General features: G+C 64.5%; 9 protein-coding genes and 1 pseudogene. 9 read left to right on the top strand and 1 reads right to left on the bottom strand.

From position 1 onward, the window contains the following. The 6 genes from ACDELDRAFT_RS14750 to accD all read left to right on the top strand — a co-directional run. The coding region (locus ACDELDRAFT_RS14750) for a FimV/HubP family polar landmark protein (RefSeq protein WP_005798200.1) at positions 1-2077 on the top strand (2077 nt) is incomplete at its 5' end. Next, entirely contained in the window at positions 2077-2946 is an 870-nt protein-coding gene (truA, locus tag ACDELDRAFT_RS14745) for a tRNA pseudouridine(38-40) synthase TruA (protein WP_005798199.1), read from the top strand. The genes ACDELDRAFT_RS14750 and truA, both read left to right, overlap by 1 nt. After that, positions 2943-3704, top strand: coding sequence for a phosphoribosylanthranilate isomerase (locus tag ACDELDRAFT_RS24200; RefSeq protein WP_005798198.1), 762 nt, complete (start codon positions 2943-2945; stop codon positions 3702-3704). The genes truA and ACDELDRAFT_RS24200 overlap by 4 nt, the downstream gene beginning before the upstream one ends. After that, positions 3682-4965, top strand: a complete 1284-nt coding sequence (gene trpB / locus ACDELDRAFT_RS14735) for a tryptophan synthase subunit beta (protein WP_040329354.1) — start codon at positions 3682-3684, stop codon at positions 4963-4965. The genes ACDELDRAFT_RS24200 and trpB overlap by 23 nt, the downstream gene beginning before the upstream one ends. Beyond that, a complete protein-coding gene (trpA, locus tag ACDELDRAFT_RS14730; RefSeq protein WP_005798196.1) occupies positions 4962-5771 on the top strand; it encodes a tryptophan synthase subunit alpha in 810 nt (269 codons plus the stop codon). The genes trpB and trpA overlap by 4 nt, the downstream gene beginning before the upstream one ends. A gap of 136 nt (positions 5772-5907) precedes the next feature. Then, entirely contained in the window at positions 5908-6780 is an 873-nt protein-coding gene (accD, locus tag ACDELDRAFT_RS14725) for an acetyl-CoA carboxylase, carboxyltransferase subunit beta (protein WP_005798195.1), read from the top strand. 109 nt (positions 6781-6889) lie between these two features. Here the strand turns inward: accD and ACDELDRAFT_RS14720 are convergent, their stop codons facing one another. Next, a complete protein-coding gene (locus tag ACDELDRAFT_RS14720) occupies positions 6890-7441 on the bottom strand; it encodes a YggT family protein (protein WP_005798193.1) in 552 nt (183 codons plus the stop codon). A gap of 76 nt (positions 7442-7517) precedes the next feature. Here ACDELDRAFT_RS14720 and ACDELDRAFT_RS14715 point away from each other — a divergent pair, with 76 nt between their 5' ends. The 3 genes and pseudogenes from ACDELDRAFT_RS14715 to ACDELDRAFT_RS14705 form a co-directional block, all read left to right on the top strand. Then, positions 7518-8156: an LON peptidase substrate-binding domain-containing protein gene (locus ACDELDRAFT_RS14715; RefSeq protein WP_005798192.1), complete on the top strand. Its 639-nt coding sequence runs from the start codon at positions 7518-7520 to the stop codon at positions 8154-8156. 6 nt (positions 8157-8162) lie between these two features. After that, complete coding sequence (locus ACDELDRAFT_RS14710) at positions 8163-10094, top strand: polysaccharide biosynthesis protein (RefSeq protein WP_005798190.1); 1932 nt, start codon at positions 8163-8165, stop codon at positions 10092-10094. Further along, positions 10091-10609 (top strand): annotated as a pseudogene (locus tag ACDELDRAFT_RS14705) (polysaccharide biosynthesis protein); the annotation flags it as partial. The gene ACDELDRAFT_RS14710 and the pseudogene ACDELDRAFT_RS14705, both read left to right, overlap by 4 nt.

Raw genomic sequence — 10609 nt, 5'->3', positions numbered from 1 at the left:
GGCAGTTGCCAGCGCGCCGCGCAGCGCAACGCCCGCCCAGCCGCGCCCCACACCCGCCGATGGCGTCACCGTACAGGCCGGTGACACAGCCGGTCGCATCGCCAATACCTACCGACCAGCCACTGTGTCGCTCGACCAGATGCTGGTGGCACTGATGCGCGCCAATCCCGATGCCTTCATCCAGGGCAACGTCAACCGGATGAAGGCCGGTGCCGTGCTGCAAATACCCGATGAAGCCGCCGCGCAGGCCACCCCGGCCAGCGAAGCGCGCCAAATCCTCTCCGCGCAAAGCCGCGATTTCAACGCCTTCCGACGCAAGCTCGCGGCGGCGGCCCCCACCACCGAGGTGGCAGCCGCCGAGCGCTCCGCGAGTGGAACGGTGCAGGCCCGTGTGGAAGACAAGAAACCTGCCACCACCGCCCCCGACAAGCTCACGCTTTCCAAGGGCTCCATCAAGGGCCATAAGGCTGCAGAAGACCAGCTCGCCAAAGACAAGCAAGCCAGCGAATCGTCGGCGCGGTTGGCCGAGCTATCGAAGAACATCAACGAGCTGAACAAGCTCACGGCCGCCTCGGCGCCCACTGTCGCTCCGGCGGCTGGTGCCAGCACGCCAAGTGGCGTGGCCGTGACCGCTCCCGCAACGGCTGCAGCGACCCAGCCCCCAGTCGTCGTCCCGCAGCCTGCGACATCCGAGCCGGTCGCCAGCGCGGCTGCCACCGCAGCCAGTGCGTCTGCCGAGCCTGCACCGGCGGCATCCGATTCCGCCGTGCCTGCGGAAGCAGCTGCAGCGTCGGTTCCAGCACCGGCACCAGCGCCTAAACGTGCACCCGCCCCTGCGCCGGCACCCTTACCCGAGCCCAGCTTCATCGATGGCCTCATGGAAGACCCGTTGCTGCCGGCCGGAGGCCTGCTGGCCTTGCTGGCGCTGGCTGGCTATGGGGCGTACCGCGTGGTGCAACGCCGGCGCAACAGTGCGGGTGTCGACAGTTCGTTCCTCGAGAGCCGTCTGCAACCCGATTCATTCTTCGGCGCCAGCGGCGGACAACACGTTGACACCGCCAACAGCGAAATGACCACGGGCTCGTCCATGGCCTATTCGCCCAGCCAGCTCGACGCCGGAGGCGACGTCGACCCCGTGGCCGAAGCCGATGTCTATCTGGCATACGGACGCGACCTGCAAGCGGAGGAAATCCTCAAGGAAGCCATTCGCCACAATCCGGCCCGCGTGTCGGTCCACGTCAAGCTGGCAGAAATCTACGCCAAGCGCCAGGACCGCAAGGCGCTCGAGGCCGTGGCCAGCGAAGTGTTCAAGCTCACCCAGGGCGAAGGCTCCGACTGGGCTCGCGTGGCCGAACTGGGCCGCGAACTCGATGCCGAGAACGCGCTGTACCAGCCTGGCGGCCGCCCCGGTTTGCCCGCAACGGTGGCTTCTGCAGCCGCCGTAACCGCGATGGCAAGCCCTCTGGCTGCCCCAGCCGCCGCCGTACCGCCCGATCTTGATCTGGACCTTGATCTCGATCTGCCCAGCGATGCGCTGAGTGAGGCGCCTGCGGCACCCGGTGGATTTGCCGCCGCTGCAGCGGCGGCTACTGAAAGCTACAACGCTAGCGCTGCGGAAGCGCCGACACCGCCGGTGCTACCTTCGCTGGACCTGCTGGCTCCCTCCCTGCCCGCAGAGGCCCCTTCGGTCGCCCCGGCGCCCGTAGCACCGCCCCCCATGGCCGACCTGGACTTCCCGGCTGCCGATGAGTTGACCATGCTGCCCTCGGCGGCCATGCCGCTGACGAGCGACGCTGCAAAGGACGCGCCGGATTCGGGCTCAATGGACTTTGATCTCGGCGATCTGACCCTCGACCTGGGCACCTCTTCCAAGCCTGCTGCTGCCACCACGGCTGCAGCTCCTGCGGTAGCTTCCGAGGCAGCGGACGATCCCCTGGCTACCAAGCTGGCGCTGGCGGAAGAGTTCAATGCCATTGGCGACACCGATGGTGCGCGCACGCTGATCGAAGAAGTCGTCGCGGAATCGTCTGGCGCACTCAAGGCACGCGCTCAGCGCCTGCTCGCTGACCTGGGTTGATGCGCGGGGTGAGCCCGGACGCATCGCAAGCAGCCCACCCAGGCCTCCCCACCAGGGTGGCCCTGGGGGTCAGCTACAACGGTCAGCGCTACAACGGCTGGCAAAGCCAGCCTTCCGGCAACACGGTGCAAGACCACCTCGAGGCGGCCCTGGGCCGCTTCACCACGCAACAGGTGAGCACGCTGTGTGCCGGCCGTACCGATGCAGGGGTCCATGGGCTGATGCAAGTCGTGCATTTCGACACCACCTTGGTGCGCCCCGATGCCTCGTGGGTGCGCGGCACCAATGCCTTCCTGCCTCAGGACATCGCCGTGCAATGGGCTCGCGCAGTCCCCAGCGGTTTTCATGCGCGCGCCAGTGCAGTGGCGCGGCGCTACGCCTACGTCCTACTGCAATCGCCGGTGCGCCCGAGTGTCGAGGCCGGGCGGGTGGGCTGGGTCTTCAACGCCCTGAACGAAGACGCCATGCGGCAGGCGGCCCTTCGGCTGCTGGGCGAGCATGATTTCACTTCGTTCCGAGCTTCGGCATGCCAGGCCAAATCACCGGTCAAGACCCTGCAGCGCATCGACATCACCCGTACACCTTGCCCCCGCGCGTCGGCGGCAGGCGAGTTCGACGCCTGCTATTGGCGCTTTGAATTCGAGGCCAATGCCTTCTTGCACCACATGATTCGCAACATCATGGGCAGCCTCGTGGCGGTCGGCAAGGGCACCAAGCCACCGTCATGGATCAGCGAGGTGCTGGACGCGCATTCGCGCGATGCAGCAGCCCCCACCTTCTCGCCCGATGGGCTCTACTTTCAAGGCCCGGTCTACGCCCCCCAGTGGGGACTGCCTGGCCGCACGGCTGCGTATGATTGGCTGCCATGAGCAGCCCATCGAACCAGCACCTTCCTCCTTCCCCTCAGTACCGCACCCGCATCAAGATCTGCGGCCTGACACGCGAACAGGACGTGGATGCCGCCGTGGCCGCAGGCGCGGACGCCGTTGGGTTCGTGCTGTACGCCGCAAGCCCCCGCGCCGTCACCGCACAAAGAGCCGCTACCCTGGCAACACGCCTGCCGCCATTCGTCACCCCTGTGCTGCTGTTCGTCAACGAGAGCGCTTCCAATGTGATAGCTGCTTGCGCTTTGCTGGCGGGCGCTACCGTTCAATTCCATGGAGATGAATCTCCCCGGGAGTGCCTTGCAGCCACCCAGGGCGGAGCCCGGCCGTTCTTGCGAGCCGCCCGCATACCCCTTGGCGACGGCGCGGCACGGTTCGACCTCGTAAAATACGCCCATGATTACTCGAAAGCCCAGGCCATCCTGCTCGACGCCCATGTCGACGGCTATGGCGGCGGCGGCAAGGCATTCAATTGGTCACTCCTTCCACCAAGCGTAGCCTCTCATCTCGTTTTGTCTGGTGGACTCACGCCTGCAAACGTGACCGATGGCATTTTGCAAGTACGCCCGCGTTGCCACACGCTGGCCGTTGACGTGAGTTCTGGCGTCGAGGCCGACGGCCCCGATGGCAAGCCCCTGCGGGGCATCAAGGACCCTCAAAAAATTCAACGCTTCGTTGCCGCCGTGCGTGCGGCCGATGCACAACTTGCAAAGAATCCCCATGAGTTCCTACCAATACCCTGACTCCTCGGGCCACTTCGGCCCCTATGGCGGCAGCTTTGTCAGCGAGACGCTGACCCACGCCATCGAGCAACTGCGCGAGGCCTACGCCCGCTACCAGCACGACCCCGAGTTCCTGGCCGAGTTCAACTATGAACTCAAGCACTTCGTGGGTCGTCCTTCGCCGGTCTATCACGCAGCCCGCACCAGCCGCGAAATGGGCGGCGCGCAGATCTACCTCAAGCGCGAAGACCTCAACCACACCGGCGCGCACAAGATCAACAACGTGATCGGCCAGGCCATGCTGGCCAAGCGCATGGGCAAGCCCCGCGTGATTGCCGAAACCGGCGCGGGCCAGCATGGCGTGGCCACGGCCACCATCTGCGCACGCTACGGCCTGGAATGCGTGGTCTACATGGGCGCCGAGGACGTCAAGCGCCAAAGCCCCAATGTGTACCGCATGAAGCTGCTGGGTGCAAAAGTGGTGCCGGTCGAGTCGGGCAGCAAAACCCTGAAGGACGCGCTCAACGAAGCCATGCGCGACTGGGTGGCCAACGTGGACGACACGTTCTACATCATTGGCACGGTGGCAGGGCCCCACCCCTACCCCATGATGGTGCGCGACTTCCAGAGCGTGATCGGCAAGGAATGCATTGAGCAGATGCCCGAAATGCTGCTGGCGCAGAAGGCTGCGGCAGAGCAGCCCGACGCCGTGGTGGCGTGCGTGGGCGGCGGCAGCAATGCCATGGGCATCTTCCATCCCTACATCCCCTTTGAAAAGACGCGCCTCATCGGGGTGGAGGCCGCAGGGGAAGGTCTCGAATCGGGCAAGCACTCAGCATCGCTGCAAATGGGCAGCGCGGGTGTTCTGCACGGCAACCGCACCTTCATCCTGCAAGATGCCAATGGGCAGATTACCGAGACGCACAGCATCAGCGCTGGCCTCGACTACCCCGGCGTGGGGCCCGAGCATGCCTGGCTGCAGGAAATCGGTCGCGCTGAATATGTCGGTATCACCGACCACGAAGCGCTTGAGGCCTTCCATTACCTGTGCCGAACCGAGGGCATCATCCCCGCCCTCGAATCCAGCCATGCCGTGGCCCATGCGATGAAGCTGGCCAAAACCATGCGCCCCGATCAATCCATCCTGGTCAACCTCTCGGGCCGCGGCGACAAGGACATCGGCACCGTGGCTGACCTGAGCGGCGCCGACTTCTTCTGCCGCCCCAGTTGCCAGGGCCAATCTGTCAAGGGCGGCGAGCACGCCGTCAAGGTGGTCAAATGAGCCGCATCGAATCCACGTTTTCCGCACTCCGCGCGCAGGGCCGCAAGGCCCTGATTCCCTATGTGACAGCGGGTTTCCCGTTCGCAGACATCACTCCTGCCCTCATGCATGGCATGGTCGAGGCAGGCGCCGATGTGATTGAACTGGGTGTACCATTTTCCGACCCCATGGCAGACGGCCCGGTCATCCAGAAGGCCGGCGAGAAGGCTCTGGGCCTGGGCGTAGGCATGGTCCAGGTGCTGGACCATGTGCGTGAATTTCGCAAGCGCAACAGCGCCACGCCCGTGGTGCTGATGGGCTACGCCAACCCCGTTGAGCGCTACGACCAGATGCACGGCCAGGGCGCCTTCGTGCACGACGCTGCCGCCGCCGGCGTCGATGGGGTGCTCATCGTCGACTACCCGCCCGAGGAGTGCGAGGCCTTCGCCACCAGCCTGCGCTTGCATGGCATGGACCTGATCTTCCTGCTGGCCCCCACCTCGACCGCGCAGCGCATGGCCCAGGTGGCCCAGGTGGCCAGCGGTTATGTGTACTACGTTTCGCTCAAGGGGGTAACGGGTTCCGGCGCTCTCGACACGGCTGCGGTGGAGCAGATGCTGCCCCGCATCCGCGAGCACGTGCACATCCCCGTGGGGGTGGGGTTCGGCATTCGCGACGCGGCCACGGCCCAGGCCATTGGCAAGGTGGCCGACGCCGTGGTGATCGGCAGCCGCATCATCCAGCTAATCGAGGACCAGCCCCACGAAAAGGTAGTTCCCGTGACCGTTGACTTCCTGCGGGGCGTGCGCAAAGCGCTCGACGCATAATGCAGCCCGGGCGCGCTCCGAGAAGCAGCGCGCCACCATTCCACGCATGACTTGCCCATGCCCTCGGCAACCCGAATAAAACGGGTTTCAGGACGGCACCAGCCGGACAAGTCACGTCTTTGAAGAGGAAACTTCCATGTCCTGGCTAGAAAAACTTCTGCCCGCAAAAATCCAGCAGACCGACCCGACCGAGCGCCGCCAGGTGCCCGAAGGGCTCTGGATCAAATGCCCGAGCTGCGAAACAGTGCTCTACAAGGCGGACCTAGAGCAGAACCAGAACGTTTGCCCCCAGTGCAGTCATCACCACCGCATCGGTGCAAGGGCGAGACTCAATGTCTTTCTCGACCCGGAAGGCCGCTACGAGATCGGCCAGGAAGTCCTCCCCGTGGATGCGCTCAAGTTCAAGGACAGCCGCAAGTACCCCGAGCGCCTCAAGGAGGCACTGGAGAACACCGGCGAAACCGACGCACTCATCGTCATGGGCGGTGCCGTGAAGAGCATCAACGTCGTGGTGGCTTGCTTTGAATTCGACTTCATGGGCGGATCCATGGGCTCAGTCGTGGGTGAGCGCTTCGTGCGCGGCGTTGAAACCGCGATCGAGCAGAAAGTGCCCTTCATCTGCTTCACCGCCACGGGCGGAGCCCGCATGCAGGAAGGCCTGCTGTCGCTGATGCAGATGGCCAAGACCAATGCCGCCCTGACCCGTTTGGCCAAGAAGGGCCTGCCCTACATCAGCGTACTGACAGACCCCACCATGGGTGGCGTGAGTGCCGGCTTTGCGTTTGTGGGCGACATCGTGATTGCCGAACCCAAGGCGCTGATCGGCTTTGCCGGCCCACGCGTGATCGAATCCACCGTGCGTGTCACCCTGCCCGAAGGTTTTCAAAGGGCAGAGTTCTTGCAGACCAAGGGGGCCGTGGACTTCATCTGCGACCGCCGCGAGTTGCGCAACACCGTCGCCAGCAGCCTGGCCATGCTGCAGCGCCTGCCGGCCGACGCGGTCGTTTAGACGCCCACCCGCACCCACAGTTACTATTGACTTGATAGCAGGATACGCTGATTCCATCAGCACATTCTGCCATTTTCACTTCAATTTCTAGCGCTGCACAAGCCCCAGGTCACCCCTGCAGCACCGCCGCCTGCAAGTGGCCCAGCACGATCATGGCGACCTGCAACACCACCAGCACGACCAGCGGCGACAAATCAACGCCCCCAACCAATGGAATCACGCGCTGAACCGGCCGCAGAACGGGCTGGCACAGCCGTGCTACCACGTCAGAAAGGGGTGAGCGCGCCTGCATCCACGACATGACGGCATAGACAATCAACAAGCCGATCAGGCCGGAGATGGCCACCCGCACCAATCCAAAGAGGGCCAGCCAGGGCAGCCATGCCCAGGCACTGCCGGCGCCCAGAATGAGCCACAGCAGAAAATACTGCACCAGCTGAAGCAAACCGGCAGCGACCACACTGGAGACGTCCCAGCGCCCCATCGGAGGAATCACGCGCCGCAACGGCATGACAAGCCAATCGGTGAGCGCAAAGACAAGCCCGCCGATCGGATTGGAGAATGGCACCCGCTGCCATTGCATGTACAACCGCAGCAGGCAGGCGCCCGTCAGCAGGCCGCCAATGACGTCGAGCAGAAATGAAGCAATCTGGTAGAGCATGGATGAGACGAATCGGGGTGGTTGGCGTACGAAAGCAGACTGCGCCATGGGATGATAGCGACCGACACCCCATCCCATGACGCAACCCCTCACCCTTTCGTCCCTTCCGCTGTTTCCACTGCAGACCGTTCTGTTTCCGCAGGGGGTGCTGGCACTGCGCGTATTCGAGGTCCGCTACCTCGACATGGTGCGCAAATGCCATCGGGCTGGAGCGCCCTTTGGGGTGGTGGCCCTCACGGAAGGAAATGAAGTCCGGCAACCAGGCGCACCCGACGAACGGTTTCATGAGATAGGAACGCTGGCGGCAATCGAACGGCTCGAATCGCCTCAGCCCGGCCTGGTCCTGCTGCATTGCAAAGGCAGTCAGCGCTTTCGGCTGATGCGCCACAGTCATCTACCCAATGGCCTTTGGGTGGCCGATGTGGAGCAACTGGCTCCGGATCTGTCCGTGTCCATTCCCGAAGACCTTCGAAGCGTCGCCATATCCCTTGCCCAGGTACTGGCCACCTTGCGCGAACGACACAGTGACGCATCCGTGAACATCGACCCGGACGCGTCGCAACTGAACGACTGCGGCTGGGTCTCCAATCGCTGGTGCGAGTTGCTGCCCATCCCCCTCGAACTCAAGCAACGGCTGATGGAACTCGACAACCCATTGGTCCGGCTGGAGTTGGTGGGGGATATTCTCGAGCGCACGGGCATCGCTCCGCAGTAACACGCCATGTCTCACAGACTGCACCTGCCGGGCAACATCCTCGAGTGGCCCCGTTCACTCAAACGCCTGTTCGTTGTGGCCCTGGATGTCACGATGGGTGTGCTGGCCATGTGGCTTGCCTTCAGCCTGCGGCTGGACACCCTTCACTGGCCTGAAGGGTTGCAATGGCGGGTTTATGCCATGGCACCTCTGCTGGCAATCCCCATCCTCGCGAATCAAGGGCTCTACCGCGCGATATTTCGATACACCGGAATCAGCGCGCTCATCACAACAGGCAAAGCCGTCGCCATTTATGGCGCCGTTCTCCTGGCCATCCTTCTGACCGTGCAGTGGGAGGGCGTACCCCGCAGCGTCGGCATTCTTCAACCATTGATCTTCCTGCTGATGGTAGGCAGTAGCCGCGCCCTGGGCTGGCTTTGGCTGAGGGGAAGACCAGGCACCGCACCCATTCGTTTGCTGATCTATGGCGCAGGGAGCGCGGGAGCGCAGACCGCGGCCGGCTTGGCGGGCGCGCATCTGTACCAGTTGCAGGGCTTCATTGATGATGACACGGCCAAAACGGGTCGGAGCATCAACGGCACCCGGGTATACAGTGCCCAGGATCTGCCCAAGCTCGTTGACCATCTAGCGATTACCGATGTACTTCTGGCACTACCCAGCGCGACTCGCCAGCGCCGGCGTCAGATCATCGAGAGCCTGCGGGATCTGCCCGTACGCATCCGCACCCTGCCCGGCCTTACCGATCTGGCCAGTGGCCGGGTGACCGTCGCGGACTTCCAGGAATTGGACATTGAAGACTTGCTGGGCCGCGACCCGGTTGCGGCCAGTCCCGAGTTGATACGCCAAAACCTGAAAGGCAAAGTCATCCTGGTCACAGGCGCCGGCGGCAGCATAGGCAGCGAGTTGTGCCGCCAGATCGTGCGCGAGAGTCCGGCCCGGCTGCTGCTCGTGGATCACAGCGAATACGCGCTGTACGCCATCCACCAAGAGCTGCAGGCGTTAAGAGATCAGGGCACGCATACCTGTGACCTCATACCGCTGTTGGCCAGCGTGGCCGACCCGCGCCGCATCGCTGAAATATGCCGCGCCAACCGCCCCACATCCATCTACCACGCGGCCGCCTACAAGCACGTGCCCATGGTGGAGGCGAACGCAGGCGAGGGAGTGCTCAACAACGTATTTGGCACGCTCAACATGGTGCGCATGGCTTTGGAGTATGGGGCAACGCACTTCGTGCTCATTTCCACCGACAAGGCCGTGCGCCCCACCAATGTGATGGGTGCCAGCAAACGCGTGGCCGAGCTGATTCTTCAGGCCATTGCCGCCAGCCGTCAGCCACCCTTCGCCAAACAGGCCAAGACCATAGATGGCAATTGGCGCTGCCCGACGTGCTTTTCCATGGTGCGTTTCGGCAATGTGTTGGGTTCGAGCGGCAGCGTGATCCCGCTGTTCCGCCGCCAAATCGCCGCTGGCGGCCCGGTCACGGTGACGCATCCCCAAGTCACCCGCTATTTCATGACCATCTCCGAGGCCGCCCAGCTCGTTCTTCAGGCGGGTGCCATGGCGGAAGGAGGCGACCTGTTCCTGCTCGACATGGGCGAACCCATCCGCATCGTGGACCTGGCGCGGCGCATGGTGGCGCTGTCAGGCCTCACCGTGCGCGATGAGCAGCATCCGGGCGGCGACATCGCCATCGAGTTCACGGGTCTGCGTCCCGGCGAGAAGCTCTACGAGGAACTGCTGATCGGCGACCACCCCCTGCCCACAGCGCACCCGCGCATCCTGCGCGCGCGCGAGGAACACGCCCCCTGGGAAGGCATGCAGGCCACGCTGGAAGCCCTGCGCAACGCGGCCCTCGCGGACAACACCCTCACCATCAAGACCCTGTTGCGCCAGCTGGTGCCTGGCTACCAGCCCGCCGATTCCACCCAACCATGACGTCCGGCTTGCTGCGCGCCACGTTGACGCTGCTCACGGGCAGCGTGCTGGCCCACGCCCTGCCGCTGCTGCTGGGCCCGGCGCTCACGCGGCTGTACGCGCCAGGGGATTTTGGCCAGTACGCCCTGCTCTGGGCCGTGGCCACCAACCTGGCCGTGGTGGCCTGCGCGCGCTACGAATTCGCCCTGCCGCTCGAAAAGAAACCCCAGGGCGCCGCGCTGCTCATGGCCTTGTGCGCGCGCCTGCTGCTGGCCACCACGGCCGCCTCCACGCTCCTGACCCTGGTGCTCCTCTTCTGGCAGGGTATGGCCCTGGCCTGGCTGCTGCCAGCGGGCGTGCTGGCCATCGGCGCCACCCAGTGGCTGACCCTCTGGGCCACGCGCGCGCAGCGCTTCGGCCTGCTGTCGGCCGCGCGTCTGGTGCAGCAGGGCGGTGGTACCCTGCTGCAGGTGCTGCTGGGCCTTCTCAAGACAGGGCCCGTGGGCCTGCTGCTCGGCCCCATCGTCGCCGGCCTG

This window comes from Acidovorax delafieldii 2AN, from assembly GCF_000175235.1.
GTDB lineage: Bacteria > Pseudomonadota > Gammaproteobacteria > Burkholderiales > Burkholderiaceae_C > Acidovorax > Acidovorax delafieldii_B.
Note: the sequence above shows the minus strand (reverse complement) of the source record. Positions and strands in the feature narration are given on the sequence as shown.

Coding starts and splice junctions, on each gene's coding strand:
- accD (WP_005798195.1), top strand. CDS start 5,908: ATGTCCTGGCTAGAAAAACTTCTGCCCGCAAAAATCCAGCAGACCGAC.
- ACDELDRAFT_RS14710 (WP_005798190.1), top strand. CDS start 8,163: ATGTCTCACAGACTGCACCTGCCGGGCAACATCCTCGAGTGGCCCCGT.
- ACDELDRAFT_RS14715 (WP_005798192.1), top strand. CDS start 7,518: ATGACGCAACCCCTCACCCTTTCGTCCCTTCCGCTGTTTCCACTGCAG.
- truA (WP_005798199.1), top strand. CDS start 2,077: ATGCGCGGGGTGAGCCCGGACGCATCGCAAGCAGCCCACCCAGGCCTC.
- ACDELDRAFT_RS24200 (WP_005798198.1), top strand. CDS start 2,943: ATGAGCAGCCCATCGAACCAGCACCTTCCTCCTTCCCCTCAGTACCGC.
- trpB (WP_040329354.1), top strand. CDS start 3,682: ATGAGTTCCTACCAATACCCTGACTCCTCGGGCCACTTCGGCCCCTAT.
- trpA (WP_005798196.1), top strand. CDS start 4,962: ATGAGCCGCATCGAATCCACGTTTTCCGCACTCCGCGCGCAGGGCCGC.
- ACDELDRAFT_RS14720 (WP_005798193.1), bottom strand. CDS start 7,441: ATGCTCTACCAGATTGCTTCATTTCTGCTCGACGTCATTGGCGGCCTG.